The organism is Trinickia sp. Z7 (genome assembly GCF_056498045.1).
Genome location: NZ_JAUEQW010000021.1, coordinates 58881 through 75508, shown reverse-complemented (window position 1 = coordinate 75508; position 16628 = coordinate 58881). Strand labels below are relative to the sequence as shown.

The 16628-nt window shown below is 62.6% G+C and carries 14 protein-coding genes and 2 pseudogenes; 7 read left to right on the top strand and 9 right to left on the bottom strand.

The features are described from left to right. Positions 1–314 (bottom strand): annotated as a pseudogene (locus QQS38_RS24295) (type VI secretion system tip protein VgrG); the annotation flags it as partial. Positions 315–997: 683 nt separating this feature from the next. Here QQS38_RS24295 and QQS38_RS24290 point away from each other — a divergent pair. Beyond that, complete coding sequence (locus QQS38_RS24290) at positions 998–2122, top strand: porin (RefSeq protein ID WP_479647896.1); 1125 nt, start codon at positions 998–1000, stop codon at positions 2120–2122. A gap of 263 nt (positions 2123–2385) precedes the next feature. Here the strand turns inward: QQS38_RS24290 and QQS38_RS24285 are convergent, their stop codons facing one another. Next, on the bottom strand, positions 2386–2724 hold the full coding sequence (locus QQS38_RS24285) for a P-II family nitrogen regulator (RefSeq protein WP_102649078.1): 339 nt from the start codon (positions 2722–2724) through the stop codon (positions 2386–2388). A 108-nt stretch (positions 2725–2832) separates the two neighbouring features. Continuing rightward, complete coding sequence (locus QQS38_RS24280) at positions 2833–4554, bottom strand: NAD+ synthase (protein WP_479647895.1); 1722 nt, start codon at positions 4552–4554, stop codon at positions 2833–2835. A gap of 113 nt (positions 4555–4667) precedes the next feature. On the opposite strand from QQS38_RS24280, the gene QQS38_RS24275 reads away from it, so the two are divergent. Beyond that, positions 4668–5837 carry a GNAT family N-acetyltransferase gene (locus QQS38_RS24275; RefSeq protein WP_479647894.1) on the top strand — a complete coding sequence of 390 codons (1170 nt, stop codon included), beginning with the start codon at positions 4668–4670 and terminating at the stop codon, positions 5835–5837. 20 nt (positions 5838–5857) lie between these two features. Here the strand turns inward: QQS38_RS24275 and QQS38_RS24270 are convergent. From QQS38_RS24270 to QQS38_RS24255, 4 genes and pseudogenes are all read right to left on the bottom strand, one after another. Then, positions 5858–6886 (bottom strand): annotated as a pseudogene (locus QQS38_RS24270) (SEL1-like repeat protein); the annotation flags it as partial. Between the two features lie 140 nt (positions 6887–7026). Beyond that, complete coding sequence (locus QQS38_RS24265; protein WP_479647893.1) at positions 7027–8337, bottom strand: SEL1-like repeat protein; 1311 nt, start codon at positions 8335–8337, stop codon at positions 7027–7029. Positions 8338–8340: 3 nt separating this feature from the next. Beyond that, a complete protein-coding gene (locus tag QQS38_RS24260) occupies positions 8341–9456 on the bottom strand; it encodes a phospholipase D-like domain-containing protein (protein WP_479647892.1) in 1116 nt (371 codons plus the stop codon). Next, on the bottom strand, positions 9453–9668 hold the full coding sequence (locus tag QQS38_RS24255; RefSeq protein ID WP_479647891.1) for a hypothetical protein: 216 nt from the start codon (positions 9666–9668) through the stop codon (positions 9453–9455). Before QQS38_RS24255 ends, QQS38_RS24260 begins: the two co-directional genes overlap by 4 nt. Before the next feature lie 50 nt (positions 9669–9718). On the opposite strand from QQS38_RS24255, the gene QQS38_RS24250 reads away from it, so the two are divergent. Next, positions 9719–10048, top strand: coding sequence for a GIY-YIG nuclease family protein (locus QQS38_RS24250; RefSeq protein ID WP_479647902.1), 330 nt, complete (start codon positions 9719–9721; stop codon positions 10046–10048). Between the two features lie 15 nt (positions 10049–10063). Here the strand turns inward: QQS38_RS24250 and ppa are convergent, their stop codons facing one another. Further along, positions 10064–10591, bottom strand: coding sequence for an inorganic diphosphatase (gene ppa, locus QQS38_RS24245; RefSeq protein WP_277429821.1), 528 nt, complete (start codon positions 10589–10591; stop codon positions 10064–10066). A 266-nt stretch (positions 10592–10857) separates the two neighbouring features. On the opposite strand from ppa, the gene QQS38_RS24240 reads away from it, so the two are divergent. The 4 genes from QQS38_RS24240 (at position 10858) to QQS38_RS24225 (ending at position 15384) form a co-directional block, all read left to right on the top strand. Further along, a complete protein-coding gene (locus QQS38_RS24240; protein ID WP_479647890.1) occupies positions 10858–12297 on the top strand; it encodes an aldehyde dehydrogenase family protein in 1440 nt (479 codons plus the stop codon). Between the two features lie 150 nt (positions 12298–12447). Further along, the gene (locus tag QQS38_RS24235) at positions 12448–13206 is read left to right on the top strand and encodes an SDR family oxidoreductase (RefSeq protein WP_479647889.1); all 759 of its coding nucleotides are present in this window, start codon (positions 12448–12450) and stop codon (positions 13204–13206) included. Between the two features lie 60 nt (positions 13207–13266). Next, complete coding sequence (locus tag QQS38_RS24230) at positions 13267–14592, top strand: MFS transporter (RefSeq protein WP_479647888.1); 1326 nt, start codon at positions 13267–13269, stop codon at positions 14590–14592. Between the two features lie 243 nt (positions 14593–14835). Continuing rightward, positions 14836–15384, top strand: coding sequence for a hypothetical protein (locus QQS38_RS24225; protein ID WP_479647901.1), 549 nt, complete (start codon positions 14836–14838; stop codon positions 15382–15384). 49 nt (positions 15385–15433) lie between these two features. On the opposite strand, the gene QQS38_RS24220 is transcribed toward QQS38_RS24225, so the two are convergent. Next, positions 15434–16627 (bottom strand): heme biosynthesis HemY N-terminal domain-containing protein, encoded by a 1194-nt coding sequence (locus tag QQS38_RS24220; RefSeq protein WP_479647887.1) that lies wholly within the window; start codon positions 16625–16627, stop codon positions 15434–15436. Position 16628: the final 1 nt, after the last annotated feature.

The following is a 16628-nucleotide window of genomic DNA, read 5'->3' as shown; positions in this document are numbered from 1 at the left end:
TGGTAAAACGTGAGATACCCGTCGCTACCCAACCGCGAGAACGTTTTCACATAGCCGTGATGCGGCAGATACGAGCCGTCGGCTTGCTGCAGCCACAACGTCACCGGCTGCGCAATCAGCGCCTTCAAATCGATCTCGCGGCCTTTTACCGAGGCGGCATCCACGACGAATTCATAATCTCGGCCCAATCGAGACCGGCCCTTCGCATACAAAGGCAGCAGCCAATCGTCGCCCAAGGGCGTATCGAGGCGAATCAAACGACCGTTTTGTCCGCCCCCCGCGAAGGCGGTTTCGGACAGCACATGCGATCCCATGGAAGTCGGCCCTCTCAGACATGTTTGCGTTTTTATTGGGCGCGATTTTAATCGAAGCAAAGCAGGTGAAGGTAGGTCGCGGACTCGACCTTCTATGAAGAATCCCAGGGTTGCGTCCACACAACGCCGCCGAGGCCACGGCATCCGTCCAAGAACCTCCAAAGCGAACGACAGACCGCCAAGCGTGCGCACCAGAGCTCGCACACTTCATGAACACGACGCTCACAGCGAAGCATTTTCCCTACCCTCGCCAATATTTTTCGTCAATACACAAAATCCTCAACCACCTCGTTGCACAACATGTGAGTCCATTGCTGCACCATCGTCCCACAAGGCACTCCGGCCTGCCGCGGCCGGCCGTCCCACCATCTGAATATGGCAATTTAGAGACATCTGCTAGCGAGACTACGATTTGCTTGGCGACTGGAATGTATTTTTGCTAAATTAGTAACCAAAGTAGCAAAACAAAGTTCCACAAATGTAGTTTTACTTCAAACGAGGAGACACCGCCCGACGAGCGGCCTCGAACCCGAGCGCAGCGCGAACGGCCCACCAAGCCCGCAGCTGGCCCTCGAGCGTTCCGATGGATCTCCTACAGAACAAGATTCCCGTTCGGGCGATGCTCTCGCCCGAGCGCTATTCGCAGTAGTGGCTTCACTTTTGACAGGGTAATGGAGGAGAAGATGAAGAAAGCATTGCTCGCCGCGGCGCTCATGTCGGCTGGCGTCATCGCGCACGCACAAAGCAGCGTGACGCTGTATGGCCGTTTGGATGCCGGCCTCGAGTATCAGACGGGCCTGCAAAACGGCGCCGGCGGTTCGACGTCGCGTTGGCGCGCGGAAAGCGGTGACTGGGGCACCAGCCTGTGGGGCATGAAGGGCACCGAAGACATTGGCGGCGGCAACAAGGTCCTGTTCAAGTTGGAAGGCTCGTTCAACACCATGAACGGCAATGGCCCGGGTCCGGGCAGCCTCTTCAATCGGTGGGCGACCATCGGTCTGTCGAACGACACCTACGGTACGTTCTCGATGGGTCGCATGCTGTACATTTCGAACGGCGTGTGGGATTTTGATCCGTTCGGTCAGTCGAACTGGTCGTCGGCGTCGCTCGTGCGTGGCCGCAATTGGCCGCAGTCGAGCAACAACTTCGCATATCAATCGCCGAAGTGGAACGGGTTCGATTTCTACGGCCAGTACGCGCTGTCGAACGCGACCGCCTGGAACGGCAACAACGCGAACGGCCAAGGCCGCGAAGCCGGTCTGCAAATCACGTACACGAATTCGCTGTTCCAAGTTCGCGGTATGTACGACGAGATCCGCGATCCGGCGAACGGTCAGCTCAACGGCACCGTTGCTGCCGGCGGCAATGCGGCGAACACCGGCGCGTTCAATTACTCGCGGGAATACACGGCGGCTGTGAACGTGTTCCTCGGCCAGTTCAAGATTCAAGGCGCTTACCAAGCGATCCGTACGTCGGGCATCTCCGCGCAAGTTCCTGGCGTTCCGTCGACGCTCGATCATGAGTGGGGCGGCATCACGTGGCAAGCAACGCCGGCTGCAGCAGCCATTGCAGCCGTCTATCACGTGAACGGCAACAACGGCGCCGGCAATGCGACGATCTACACGATCGGCGGCACGTACAACCTGTCCAAGCGCACGCTGCTCGACCTCCAGATCGCAACGGTCCGCAACAGCAAGAACGCGAACTTCAGCTTGAACGCGAACCAGCCGGGCACGGGCAACATCGAAAACCCCATGGCCGGCCACAGCCAATCGGGCGTCTACGCCGGTATTCAGCACTCGTTCTAAACGAGCGGCGTAGCCTAAAAGAACAGACTTAATCAGCTCTACAGTTTCACGCTGCTGCGAGAGGCGCGTATCGGTGCGGTGTCCCGTCAGGGCGTCGCACCGTTTTTTTTGTTCTAGCTTTCCGACGCAGCGGTTAGACGACGAGCGAATTGCGCATTCGCCCCGCGAAGCTCGCCAAGCAAGCGGCTGCTCCAGCCGCCGCGCCCCCCCCTCTATCGCGTCTTCGTTCGCCGCGGCTTAAGCGCTAGGCTATCGAGAAGTCCCTAAACCGCTGCCTCGTTTTCCTCGCCGGTGCGGATGCGAATCACGCGCTCGACCTCGGTCACGAAGATCTTGCCGTCCCCGATCTTGCCCGTGCGCGCGGCACCGATGATCGCATCGATCACTTGATCGCACTGAGCCGCGGCGACCACCACCTCGATCTTCACCTTCGGCAGAAAATCCACGACGTACTCGGCGCCGCGATAAAGCTCGGTGTGCCCCTTTTGGCGGCCAAACCCCTTCACTTCGGTCACCGTCAGCCCCGTCAGGCCCACTTCGGCCAGCGCTTCGCGCACTTCGTCGAGTTTGAACGGTTTGATGATGGCGGTAATGCGTTTCATAGCGTGCCTCGTAAGATCAACGAACTGAGAACGAACAAATGGACGAACGGATGAAGCGATTCTACGCCGCGGCAGCCGCGAGCCGGCCCGCGCCGCGGCGCGGCGCATTTACGCTTGAATGGGCTCCGCGTAACGCGAGGTGATCGGATAGCGCCAGTCGCGCCCGAACGCGCGATGGGTCACGCGGATGCCGATCGGCGCTTGGCGCCGCTTGTACTCGTTCAGCTTGATGAGACGCGTGACGCGCGTGACATCCGCAGGCGCATAGCCGGCAGCGACGATGTCGGAGAGCGATTTGTCCTCCTCCATATACATGCGCATGATGGCGTCGAGCACTTCGTAGGGCGGCAGGCTGTCCTGATCGGTCTGGTTCTCGCGCAATTCGGCCGATGGCGCGCGCGTGAGAATGCGCTCGGGAATCACGTCGCGCTTGGCGAACTGCGTCGCGCCGTTGCGGTAGTGGCACAGGCGATAGACGAGCGTTTTCGCAATGTCCTTGATGACGGCGAAACCGCCCGCCATGTCGCCGTACAGCGTGCAATAGCCGACCGCCATTTCGCTCTTGTTGCCGGTCGTCAGCACGAGCGAGCCGAATTTATTGGAGAGCGCCATCAGCAGCGTGCCGCGGATGCGCGCCTGAATGTTCTCTTCCGTGGCATCTTGCGGCAAACCCTCGAATTCGCTCGCAAGCGCGCCGCCAAATGCGTCCATCATCGGCGCAATCGCAATCTCGTCGTAGCGCACGCCCACGCGTCGGGCCATCTCCGCCGCATCCGAGGTCGAGATGTCGGCCGTGTAGCGCGAGGGCATCATCACGGCTCGCACGCGTTCCGGGCCGAGCGCGTCGCAAGCGATCGCGAGCACGAGCGCCGAATCGACGCCGCCCGACAGGCCTATGATCGCGCCCGGAAACCCGTTTTTGCCGATGTAATCGCGCACGCCGAGCACCAGCGCCGCGTACGCTTGCGCTTCGAGCGATTCGGCGGGCGCGACCTCGCCCCGCACAGGACGGGCGCCATCAAATTGAACGATGGCGTGCCCTTCCAAGAACTGTGGCATGCGCGCCACCATCTGCCCTTGCGCATCGAGGACGAACGAGCCGCCGTCGAAAATGAGTTCGTCCTGCCCTCCTACGAGATTGACGTAGACGATCGGAAGACCTGTTTCCGCAATGCGTGCACGAACGATGTCGACGCGCGTCGCTTCCTTGTTCAGATGAAACGGAGACCCGTTGGGGATCAACAATACCTGTGCGCCGGCTGCCTTCGCCATTTGCGCCGCCGATGCATGCCAGGCGTCTTCGCAGATGATGAGGCCGTACTTGACGCCGTCCAGGTCGAAAACGAACGGCGTCGTGTCGGACGCGAAATAGCGCTTTTCGTCGAACACTTCGGTGTTGGGCAAATCCTGCTTCAGATACGTGCCTGCGATCTTGCCGTCGACGATCAGCGAAGCCGCGTTATACGTGTCGACGGGCTCGGCGCCGCGCTCGATTGGCCGGTTTGCATTACCATGACCGCTCGCCGCGGCGCTTTCGGCATGGCGCGCCGCATCCGCCGCGCGGTGCGGGTGACCAACGATCACGCGCAGCCCGGAAAGCGGCGCAAGTTGCTCGGCCAGCTCGGCAAGCGCCGCCGCGCTGGCGGCGTAGAAGGCGGGGCGCAGCAGCAGGTCTTCGGGCGGATAGCCCGACAGCGAGAGCTCGGGCGTGATGACGAGCTGCGCGCCATCGCGATGCGCGGCGCGTGCGACCTCGGCGATCTTGGCGATATTGCCGGCGAAATCGCCGACGGTAACGTTGATTTGTGCTAGAGCAATACGGGTATTCATGGCAGTGCGCGGCAAGCGGCCGTGGCGGCCGGACGACTCGGCGAAATAAACGACAGGCGCGCAACGCGACATTTGCGCATCGCGCCATCCCGAAGAACACAGTCGGACGACAGTTGAAACAGGAACGCATCGATTATCGCATGGGGCTACTCGCTTCGCCGCTCGAGGTCGACGCGAGCGAATGGAACGCGCTCGTCGCGCGCCAGCCTCAGCCTACGCCGTTTCTGCGGCATGAGTTTCTGAGCGCGTTGACGTTGACGAACTGCGCGACCGAAGAAACGGGTTGGGCGCCGCGCTTCGTGACGCTCGTCGATGGGCAAACGGGCGCGCTCGTGGCCGCGGCGCCGCTTTACGTCAAGCACCATTCCTACGGCGAGTATGTGTTCGATTGGGCTTGGGCCGATGCCTATCAACGCAACGGGCTCGCGTACTATCCCAAGTTAGTCTGCGCCGTGCCTTTTACGCCCGTGCAAGGGACGCGACTCATCGCCGTCGACGACCAAGCGCGCAGCCGGCTGGCGGCCACGCTCGTGGCGCTGGCCGAGCAGTCGGATGTGTCGTCGCTGCACGTGCTCTTTCCCACGGAATACGAAGCGGACACGCTCGAAGCGCTAGGCATGATGCGGCGCGAAGGCATCCAGTTTCACTGGCTCAACGACGGCTATCGGGACTTCGACGAATTTCTGTCCACGCTCGAACAAAAGAAGCGCAAGAACATTCGCGCCGAGCGACGCAAGGTGCGTGAAGCCGGCATCACATTCAGGCGCGTGCGCGGCGAGGACGCCACCGACGCCGATTGGCGTTTTTTCAATCGTTGTTATCGGCAGACGTATCGGGAGCATTTTTCGTCGCCGTATCTGAATCTCGATTTCTTTCGCATGATTGGGCAAAGCATGCCCGAGAATCTGTTGCTCGTCATTGCCGAGCGCGCGGGGCGCGCCATCGCCAGTTCGCTGATCGTTTATCAGCGCGACGCGTCGGGTGGGGCGTTATATGGCCGCTATTGGGGCGCTCTCGAACATGTGCCGTGCTTGCACTTCGAGACGGCTTACTATCAGCCGCTCGAGTTTTGCATCGAGGAAAAACTCGCTGTGTTCGAGGGCGGCGCGCAAGGCGAGCACAAGATGGCGCGCGGCTTTATGCCGACAGTCACGCATTCTGCGCATTGGCTCGCCCATCCCGCCTATTCGGACGCCGTGGCCCGCTTTCTGGAAAACGAATCGAACCTCGTCCATGCGCATTTCGACGAACTGCGCGACCATGATCCGTTTAGGAAGCGCTAGCGGGGATTTGACGCGGAAACAGCGTGATCGGCCTTGGTCAGCGGCAGGCCGGTAGCCGGATCCAGGTGTTTTGCTTGGCTCAGGCGCTTGATCAGGTCGTCGGACGGCTCCTGCGGTGGCACGGCCGCCGCTTGGTCCTTTTCCCACTGGAAGGTGCCATCCCATGCGGGGAGTTTCGCGGGCGGCAGCGGCACGATCTCGTCGATGTCGGGGACTTTGGGATTGCGGCCGTCGTTTTCGTCGATGAACTTGCCGATCAGCTTGTAGCGACGGGAACGCTCGAGGTCCTGTGAGAGTGCCATGTAGTACAACGCCTCACTCCCCGGAGGGACGTTGAAGCCATTTTCCAGGAAGGACGCTGCTTGCCGGCTTCCGGATTTGACTCCTTGTTGGAAGACCCTTGCCGCTTCCGGATAAAACTTGTCGACTTGTAGATCAACGCCTAGTGTGCTTGCCGCTTTGCCATGTCCTTGGTCTGCAGCGCACCGCCACATCTGCTTCGCAATTACGGGAGCGATATCGATCGGCGCGAGCTTTTCGCCGACGTAGTATTGCGCGTCCGGGTTGCCGAGGTCAGCCGCCTTGCGCATGTAACGCAGAGCCATCTCGGTATCTTGTTTCAGACCGTATCCGAGCTCGAGGTAGTGGCCGATGTCATAGTAGCCGCCGGGTATCCCTTGGTTGACCAATTGCGCGGCAAGATCGACGGACTCCTTGGGCGCGTCGGGCGAATCCGCGAACCCTTGCGACACAAACAGTTGCAGATTGTGATTCGCCTTGTAGTGGCCGTGCGCGGCCGCAATTCGATAGTAGCGGGCGATATCGTTGAAGTCCTTTGGACCGTCTTTCTTTTCCAGATAGCGCCCGTACTGGAACAGTTGGTCCGCATCGCGAGCGAGCGCCGGCAGACGGTCCGCCTCGTGCACACAGATGAAAGCAAGATTGGCGCGTACGGCGCTCATGTCGGGTAGTGCCGCCAACGGGTCCTCTTTGCGGGTGCAGGCGCAGATCAGACTCGCCAGCAAGAGGACGAAAATGCGTCTATTCACGAGTCAATCCAGGTAACTACGAGAAGGCGACAAACGCATAGGGCCTATAAATACGCGGTACGCGAGCACCACCGTTCCGGAAGCGGTCGTGAGAGAAGATGCGGCACGGCCGACGTGCCTGCACGCCGTCATTCGCAGCGCTACGCCTCGTCGATGTAGCCGACCAGTCGCCACGCGACCGCCACCGTCTCTTTGCGAACCCCCATCCGATCGTCTAACCAAGCGAACGCGCGCGGCCGATAAACCATCAGCGATGGCAGCTCCACGCCCTGCGGAAAGCGGTACTCGGCGTCCGCCACCGTGCCTTTCGGCAGACTCGCACGCCACACCCCGCGCTGCGGGCAGAGCTCGCCGGTTTGCGCGATGGTGCCGACCGGTAGGCGCGTTTCGGCAGGCGGCACGCTTTCTTGCTCCGTCTTGGAGACATGCTCGGGCTTTGCCAATGGCAGCCCGGTGCTTGGATCGAGGTGCTTCTCTTGGCTCAAGCGATTGATCAGCTCGTCGGACGGTTTTTGCGGCGGTACGGCTGCAGCCTGTTCCTCTTCCCACTGGAAGGTGCCGTCCCATGCGGGGAGCGGTGCCGGCGGCAGGGGCACGATCTTGTCGACGTCGGGGACTTTCGGATTGCGCCCGTCGTTTTCGTCGATGAACTTGCCGATCAATTTATAGCGGCGCGAGCGTTCCGGGTCGTTCGGGAGCGCCATGTAGTTCAATTGATCAGACGGAGGAGCATTGTCGAAAGCATCTTCCAGGAATGAAGCCGCCAACGTATCCCCCGACTCCACCCCTTGTTGGAAGGCTTTGACAGCTTCGGGATAACGTTTTCCCGTTTTTAAATCGACGCCCAAAGTCATCGCCGCTTTGCCGTGGCCTTGATCCGCTGCGCATTGCCACATCTGCCGAGCAATCGCGGGGGCGTTGTCGATCGGCGCAAGCTTTTGCCCGACATAGTATTGCGCGTCCGAATTTCCCAAGTCCGCCGCTTTGCGCATGTAGCGCAAGGCCATTTCCGTATCCTGCTTCAGACCATACCCCAACTCAAGATAATGGCCGATGTCGTAATAGCCACCCGGCACGCCTTGATTCACCAGTTGCGCAGCGAGATCGATCGTTTCCTGGGGTGCATCCGGTGAATCCGCGAAGCCCTGAGACACCAGCAACTGTAAGTTTTGGTTCGCTTTGTAATGCCCGTACGCGGCGGCGATCCGATAATATCGTGCGATGTCGTTGAAGTTCTTTTCGCCATCTTTCTTTTGCAGATAACACCCGTACTGAAACAGCCGGTCCGCGTCGGCATCGAGCGAGGGCAAATGGTCCGCCTCATGCACACAGGTAAACGCAAGATTGGCGCGTACGGCGCTCATGTCGGGTAGCGAAGCCAACCGGTCCTCCTTGTGGGTGCAGGCGCAGATCAGACTCGCCAGCAATACGACGAAAATGCGTCTATTCACGAGTCAATCCAGGTAACTACGAGAGGGCGATGAACGCATAAAGCCGACGAGTGACGCTATAGGAGCGAGCTTGCTGCCTTCATTCGTCGCATTCTGCACGATTATCTTGCCCCAAGCATTAAACGCTTCCGCCACATCGTCGCTAGCAGCCTTCCCATTGTCCGTGTTCCCCGTGTTCACGTGGGGCCGCGTATGAATCCCCCACAACCGCTTACGCAGCGACGACGCCACCTCGCCGTTTTCGTGGCAGATGTTGAGCTCGCTGTCGACTTCCATGCTGCGCATGTTGACGTTGGCCGACCCCAAGGTCATGAACGCGTCGTCGACGATCATCAGCTTCGCATGCACGTACACGTAGTCCCACTTGTCTGGCGGGGAGTCCGGCGCGACCAGCGTACAAACGTGTACCTTCAGGCCGGGAATGTCGGTCGGCACGATGGTCTTTTCAGGCGGCTTCTTCATTTCTGTCTCGAGCGCGGCCCGCTTCGCCTTTGCCTGCTCGAGTTTTTGTTGCGCGTCGGTCATCTGTTTGCGCAGCGCGTCGGTGTCGGCGTACTGCTGCATTTCGTACGTGCCCATGATCGCGTCGTTGGCCTGCTGCTGCTGCGACAATGCTTCGGCGTATTGGCTGCGCAATTGCGCCTGACGTACGTCCTCGCGCTCCAGCGCGGCCACACCCGGAATCGTGTCGGCCCGCCCGAGCGCTTCCAACATTCGATACGTGCTGACGGTTCCCTGACCGATGCCTTCATCGTTCGAATTGGTGACGACGAACAAGCGCAGGGGACCGTGCTTGCCCGGATCGCGTCCCCACGCAAGCTGGACCTTCGCCGCCGCTTTGAGCTTGTCGGCCAGCGGCGGGAACCGGAAATACTGGTTTTCGATGTAAACGAAGTTGGCCGTATTGTTGACGGCTTTTAGGTACAACGCCTTGATGTCCTGCTTTTGGTGCTGTGACTGGGTGCGCAGTATTTGCGCCATCAGCGGCGTATCGAAGTCGCGGCGCAGCGCTAACTGGCGCGCCAGGTCTTGCCGCGCCCGAGTCAGCCTCTGCCCGGTCGCATCGTCCCACGCCTCGCAAAAATTCCGGTTCAGATAGTCGAGAATGGGGCCGGTCACGCGGCTAGAGATGTCTTGCCGGGGATGGGTACCGCAACGCCCATCTGCGGATGCATGCGGATGGTGCTGTGGTCGTCGCGGTCCCAATACGCATCGAGCGTGTTATGGCCCATGACGAACCCGACCGCGTCTGCGGGGCTCTCGTAGTCCACCAGCACCATTTTCTGGTGATGCGTCGGCTCCGCCTTTCCGAACGAGCCCGAGCTTGACATACAATTTCGCAAATCGGAATCTCGCCCCCACAACCGCCACTCAATCGACGATGGCCTGGTTTCTCTATTTGATCGAATGCGCGGACGGCAGCCTCTATACGGGCATCGCGACCGACGTGGATGCGCGCTATGCCAAGCACGTGAGCGGCAAGGGCGCCCGCTACACGCGCGCGCGCAAGCCCATTGCGCTGCTCGCGTCGTTCGAGCTAGCCGACCGTTCGAGCGCCTTGCGCGCCGAATACCGTGTCAAGCAGCTCTCGCCGGCCGACAAGCGTGCGCTTGCAGCCGGCGCGCGTACATTGGAATCGGTGCTGCCCGATTCCGGGGCGGCAGGACGCGGGAGCGAGCCCGCCGATACCGACGCGCTCGCACAACCGTAACCTGCCCTACACGCGTCACTTCTTGAAGTTCGCGACGCCTTCGGTGATTTCCTTGTGGGCGGCGTCGATGTCGGCCCAACCCTCGACCTTCACCCACTTGCCCTTCTCGAGCGCTTTGTATTGCTCGAAGAAGTGCTTGATCTGATCTTTCAGATAGCCCGGGACGTCGTCGATCGACTTCATGTGCGCCGTCATCGGGCACAGCTTGTCGTGCGGCACCGCGACGAGCTTCGCATCGACGCCCGATTCGTCGGTCATCTGCAACATGCCCAGCGCGCGCGAGCGCACGACACAGCCCGGAATCAACGGGAACGGCGTGATCACGAGCACGTCGACGGGATCGCCGTCGCCCGACAGCGTTTGCGGAATGTAGCCGTAGTTGACCGGATAGCGCATGCCCGTGCCGATGAAGCGGTCGACGACGAGCAGACCCAGTTCCTTGTCCGCTTCGTATTTGACCGGATCGCTTTGCGCGGGGATTTCGATGACGACGTTGAAGTCTTGCGGCAGATCCTTGCCCGCGGGGACGTGATTGAAGCTCATGGCGTTCTCTTGACGAAATGGAAACGGGAAAACGTAGGCGCGCGACGCCGAAGCTCGGAGCGGCCGCAACCGCCGCATACGTGCGCGCACGGCCGAAACTGGGCGCAGGCTCGCCGGGCGAAGGCCGCCAGCGCGGGCGGCAAGCATTGCGCGCCATTATAGCCGAGCGGCGCATACCCACTTTGCGGCGGATCAGGGCCATAATCACCGTCGCGTAACGTTACGACTGACGGTTCTGATTCGCGCTACCCCGACAGGAGCTCTGAATGGAAGACGCGCAGCACTTCGTCGCCGGCAACTGGACCTCCCCCGCAAGCGGGGAGTCGATCGACGTGATCGATCCGTCCGACGGCCAGGTCTTTTCGCACATTGCGCGCGGCAATGCGGCCGATATCGATGCCGCCGTGCGCGCGGCCCGGGCAGCCTACGAGGGTACGTGGGGGCACACGAGCGCCGCCGAACGCGGCCGCATCCTCTTTCGGCTCTCGATGCTGATAGCGGCCCACGGCGACGAACTCGCGCGTCTCGAAGCCCGCGACACCGGCAAGCCGCTGCGCGAAGCGCGCGCCGACGCCGCCGCGCTCGCGCGCTACTTCGAGTTCTACGCCGGCGCGTGCGACAAACTCCACGGCGAGACGCTCCCCTATCAAGCCGGCTACACGGTCATGACCGTGCGCGAGCCGCACGGCGTCACCGGGCACATCGTGCCCTGGAACTATCCGATGCAAATCTTCGGGCGCAGCGTCGGCGCGGCGCTCGCCGCCGGCAACGCCTGCGTCGTCAAACCATCCGAGGATGCGTGCTTGTCGCTCCTGCGCGTGGCCTCGCTGGCGGCGGAGGCGGGTCTACCCGCCGGTGTGCTCAATATCGTCACGGGCTACGGCGCCGAGGCGGGCACAGCGCTCGCGCGGCACCCAGGCGTCGACCATATTTCGTTCACGGGCTCGCCCAGCGTGGGCACGCTCGTCACGCAGTTGGCCGCCGAGCATTACGCGCCGGTCACCCTCGAGCTGGGCGGCAAATCGCCGCAGATCGTCTTCGCCGATGCAGATCTCGACGCGGCATTGCCCATGCTGATGGCGGCCATCGTGCAGAACGCCGGGCAAACCTGTTCCGCGGGTAGCCGGGTACTGATCGAGCGCGCGATCTATGCGCCGCTCGTCGAGCGCCTCTGCGCGGCGTTCAACGCATTGCGCGTAGGCCCGAGCGCGCTCGATCTCGACTGCGGTCCGCTCATCAACGCCAAGCAGCATGGGCGCGTCGCGAAGTACGTCGCCGACGCTCGAAGCGATGGCGTCCGCCTCGCAGCGCAAGGCCAGATCGCCCCGGATGCGCCGCGCGGCGGCTTTTATCAAGCGCCCGCGCTCTTCGTCGACGTCCCGGCCGAACACCGCATCGCCCAAGAAGAAATCTTCGGGCCTGTGCTCGCCGCTACGCCGTTCGACGATGAAGCCCAAGCGTTGGCGCTGGCGAACGGCACGCGCTACGGGCTCGTCGCGGGCGTCTGGACCCGCGACGGGGCGCGTCAGTTGCGCCTCGCGCGGCGTCTGCGCGCGGGCCAGGTCTTCGTGAACAACTACGGCGCAGGCGGCGGAGTCGAACTGCCCTTCGGCGGCACGGGCCAATCGGGACACGGGCGCGAGAAAGGCTTCGAAGCGCTTTACAGTTTCACGACGCTCAAGACGATCGCGATCCGGCACGGCTAGGGCAGCGGGGCGAACCCAGCGCGCGGGCGTGCCGGCAGTCCAGGCGGATAGCGCCCGCCAAGCACGGGCGCCGCACTGCAACGCCGTTCGATCGCGTCGCAACGGAACGACACCAAACAAGCAGGCCCGCGAGGCCAGGAGGAAGACATCATGCGATTGCAAGGCAAGACGGCTGTCGTCACCGGCGCAGGCTCCGGCTTCGGCGAGGGGATTGCGAAGACGTTCGCGCGGGAAGGCGCCAATGTCGTGGTCAACGATTTGAACGGCGCGGCCGCCGAGCGCGTCGCCAGCGAGATCGCGCTGGCCGGTGGCCGCGCGATCTTCGTCGCCGGCGACGTGACCAAGATCGACGATTGGCACGCCCTGCGCGAAGCGGCGCTCGAGGACTTCGGCAGCGTGCAAATCGTCGTCAACAACGCCGGCACGACGCATCGAAACAAGCCCGTAATGGAAGTGACGGAAGCCGAATTCGATCGCGTCTACGCGGTCAACGTGAAGAGCATTTATTGGAGCGTGCAGGCCTTCGTGCCGTATTTCCGCACGCAAAAGGCAGGCGCGTTCGTCAACATCGCTTCGACGGCCGCGGTGCGTCCGCGCCCCGGGCTCGTTTGGTACAACGGCAGCAAGGGCGCGGTCATCGTCGCCAGCAAAGCGCTCGCGGCCGAACTGGGCCCCGATCGCATTCGCGTGAACTGCGTGAACCCGGTCATCGGCGAAACGGGGCTGCTCACCGAGTTCATGGGTTGCGAAGACACCCCTGAGAACCGCCAACGGTTTTTGGCCGGCATTCCGCTCGGCCGTTTTTCGACGCCGCAGGACGTGGCCAACGCTGCGCTCTATCTCGCCTCCGACGACGCCGCCTTCATCACCGGCGTGAGCCTCGAAGTCGACGGCGGTCGCTGCGTCTGATAGCTTGCCCCGAGTTTCACCTCACGATCACATTCGCATAACGAAGAGGAGACAGACCATATGGCCAGCCCCAACCCCCTCGATCCGGTCGCCATGCCCGGCGCCGGCGCGCCCGCCTCGACCTTCGAAGAAGCCACCTACCGCAAGGTGTCGTGGCGGCTTCTTCCGCTGCTGCTCGTATGCTATCTCGTCGCCTATCTGGATCGCGTCAACGTCGGCTTCGCCAAGTTGCAAATGGCTTCCGCACTGCATTTGAGCGACGCCGTCTATGGCCTGGGCGCCGGCATCTTCTTTCTCGGCTACTTTCTGTTCGAAATCCCGAGCAACCTGATTCTGCATCGCGTCGGCGCGCGGCTGTGGATCGCCCGAATCATGGTTTCGTGGGGCGCCATTTCCGCGCTGACGATGTTCGTGACGACGCCCACGATGTTCTACGCGATGCGCTTCCTGCTGGGGCTTGCCGAGGCGGGCTTCTTCCCCGGCATCATCCTGTATTTGACCTACTGGTATCCCGCGCATCGGCGCGGTCGCATGACGACGTGGTTCATGACGGCCGTCGCGCTCTCGGGCGTGGTCGGCGGCCCCGTCTCCGGCTATATCCTCAAAACGTTCGACGGGACCAACGGCTGGCAAGGCTGGCAATGGCTCTTTCTGCTCGAAGGCCTGCCTTCGGTGATCGCAGGCGTCGCCGTCTTCTTCATGCTCGACGATCGCATCGACAATGCGAAGTGGCTCAGCGCGGAAGAAAAGCACTTGCTGGCGCACAACATCGGCGCCGAAGATGCGGGCAAGGAGGAATTGCCGCTGCTGGCTGTGCTCGCGAGCGGCCGGGTCTGGCTCATGAGCTTCATCTATCTGTCGTTCGTGATGGGGCTGTATGGCGTCAGCTTTTGGCTGCCGACGATCATCAAGGCAACGGGCGTGAAGGACGTTTTCGCGATCGGCTTGCTGTCGGCGATTCCGTTCGCCGTGGCCGTCGTCGCCATGGTGCTGGTCGCGCGCAGCGCGGACAAACGCCGCGAGCGCCGCTGGCACGTCGCGCTGCCGGGCCTTGCGGGCGCGCTCGGGCTCGTGCTTTCCGTCACGTGGGCGCACGATACGGCACTCGCGATGGCGGCGCTCACGCTTGCCACCGCGGGCATCATTACGTCGCTGCCTTTGTTCTGGAGCCTGCCCACCGCGTTCCTCGCCGGTGCGGGCGCAGCCGCGGGCATTGCCATGATCAACTCGATCGGCAATCTCGCCGGCTTTCTTAGCCCCTATGCCGTGGGTTGGCTCAAGCAGGTCACGGGGGCGAACGACTCCGGCATGTACATGCTCGCGGCGTTCATGGTGCTCGGCGCCGCGCTCGCGCTCGGTGTGCCGGCACGACTCGTGAACAAATAGGCGGCGCGCGACGACCCTCTTCGCCTGCGGCGTTCGGTTTTCGTCGCCGAGCGCGATTTCACGATACTTCGCGAAGTAGGCTGCGATCCTACTCACGAAATTCGGCTTAGAGGAGTCACGCGCCATGCCCGGAATCAATAGAGCAGCTCGCAACCCTTCGCCGTTGCCGGAACCCACCGGCAACGCAACCCCGGCACGCAGTCCCGAGGCGGGCGGCGGCAGTCCTTCGGTCAGGCGAGAGCGATCTTCCGTGCTCGGCTTCTTCACGCGCCCTTTCAGAAGATCGAGTGCGTCGCGGCAAGCTTCGCTCGGCGCCGGCGAGGATGGGCCGCGAGAACAGGGCGAGCCCGCCCGGGCGGCCGCCGCGCCGCGAACCGCGGCCCCGGTGCTGTAACGATCGTCGGCGTTGACGCGGGCGCGCGCCGATATGACAAGATCTGCGCGGCATTCGGCAAGTTGCGGCCCATTTCGAGGGCCGATGCGGAGGGTATGGGCTTCAAGGATGCCGCCGTCTACAACCAAGACGGCGACGGGCCGTTCAGCAAGGATCTCGCGACAAGTTGCCTCTTCGGCGAAGAGCTATCGTTGCGCAACCGGAATCAGCAGGTGATCGGGTTGGCCCAAGTCGGATCGAGGTCGAGGCATGACTATTCCGCGGACGTCAATAAGGACGTCGTTTTTATGGATCTGAAGAAGCTGGCCGAATACCTCGTCACCAATCCGAAACATCCCATGAACAACCTGCCGCTCTCCGCGGACAACATCGGCGCCTTCGCCTTCAGAAACGCGTGAAAAGGCGGCCGCTGAACGCCGGCGAACGCCGCGCGCGGCCACCCGACGATCACACGATCTTCATCGCCAGCGCACTCGCACGATAGTGCTCGCCTGCCCGCGCCGTATCGCCTAGCTGCTCGAACAAGCGCGCAAGCGAGCGATGCGTGCGGATCACGAGCGCGTCGTTGTCCTCGGCCAGGCGCAGCGCCGATTCGAGGAAAGACTGTGCCTTGCCCCACAACTGCTGGTGCAGGCACAGACGGCCTAGCGCGAACAGCAAGTCGGGGTCCTCCGGGCGCTCCTTGCGCCATGCTTCCGCCTTTTGAATCAACGGCAAGGCGTCGTCGGCCGCGGTTTCCGGATAGCGGCGCAAGAGCCGCGCGTCCCAGTTGTGCGTCAACGCTTCTTCCACGATCTTGCGCGCCTCCTGCTGCCGGTTCAACGCGATCAGCAACTCGGCGGCCAGATCGGCGAGCCGCGGCGATTGGCGCTCCGCCGGCGCGAGCGAATGCCATAGCGCGAGCAGCGCATCGGCATCGTGACGGCGGTCGCGCAGCAGGTTTTCCGCAGCCTGCTGGCGCAACCGCACCGCAACGGCCGGATGCAGCGCTTCGCGCTTTTCGAGCGTCTTGACGAGCTTGAGCACCTCGGCCCAGTTCTTCAATTGCTGCTGCGCGCGCAGCGCGATTTGCTGCGCGTGAATGCGCCGCGTGCCCTGCGCTTGCATCTCCGTGAGCGCCGAGAGCGCCCCTTCGGGATCGCGGCCGTCGGCACGCATGTCCGCGCTCGCCATCAAGCGCGCGTCCTGCCAATCGGGCGAATCGATGGCGGCGAGCCATTCGTCGCGGCGCACGTATTCGCGCATCCGATGCGCGGCCACGGCCGCGACGAGGCCGGCCGCGCCTTTATTCGCCTGCAGCGACAACGCTTCGCGAGCCGCCTTTTCCGCGCGCGAAAAGCGCCCCGCATAGAGATTGCCGATGGCCTCGCGCAGCGCCGCATGCGCCTTGGCTTCCTTGGCCCGCACGCGGTAGGCGGCGACGCGCTGCGGCATCGTCCATACATTGCGTCCGATGCGAATGAGCGCGTACAGCACGATGAACAAGGCGATCGTGCCGACGACGACCAAGTTCAGCGAGACATCGACGCGGTACGGCGGATAGACGATCAGCACCTGTCCCGCGTCGAAATGGCCCACCGTAGCCAACACGACCGCAAGCAGGAACAGCAACGCGAGCCATACGAGTCCTCGGATCGTCATC

Coding starts and splice junctions, on each gene's coding strand:
- QQS38_RS24280 (WP_479647895.1), bottom strand. CDS start 4,554: ATGAATACCCGTATTGCTCTAGCACAAATCAACGTTACCGTCGGCGAT.
- QQS38_RS24240 (WP_479647890.1), top strand. CDS start 10,858: ATGGAAGACGCGCAGCACTTCGTCGCCGGCAACTGGACCTCCCCCGCA.
- ppa (WP_277429821.1), bottom strand. CDS start 10,591: ATGAGCTTCAATCACGTCCCCGCGGGCAAGGATCTGCCGCAAGACTTC.
- QQS38_RS24285 (WP_102649078.1), bottom strand. CDS start 2,724: ATGAAACGCATTACCGCCATCATCAAACCGTTCAAACTCGACGAAGTG.
- QQS38_RS24235 (WP_479647889.1), top strand. CDS start 12,448: ATGCGATTGCAAGGCAAGACGGCTGTCGTCACCGGCGCAGGCTCCGGC.
- QQS38_RS24220 (WP_479647887.1), bottom strand. CDS start 16,627: ATGACGATCCGAGGACTCGTATGGCTCGCGTTGCTGTTCCTGCTTGCG.
- QQS38_RS24230 (WP_479647888.1), top strand. CDS start 13,267: ATGGCCAGCCCCAACCCCCTCGATCCGGTCGCCATGCCCGGCGCCGGC.
- QQS38_RS24290 (WP_479647896.1), top strand. CDS start 998: ATGAAGAAAGCATTGCTCGCCGCGGCGCTCATGTCGGCTGGCGTCATC.
- QQS38_RS24250 (WP_479647902.1), top strand. CDS start 9,719: ATGGCCTGGTTTCTCTATTTGATCGAATGCGCGGACGGCAGCCTCTAT.
- QQS38_RS24255 (WP_479647891.1), bottom strand. CDS start 9,668: ATGTCAAGCTCGGGCTCGTTCGGAAAGGCGGAGCCGACGCATCACCAG.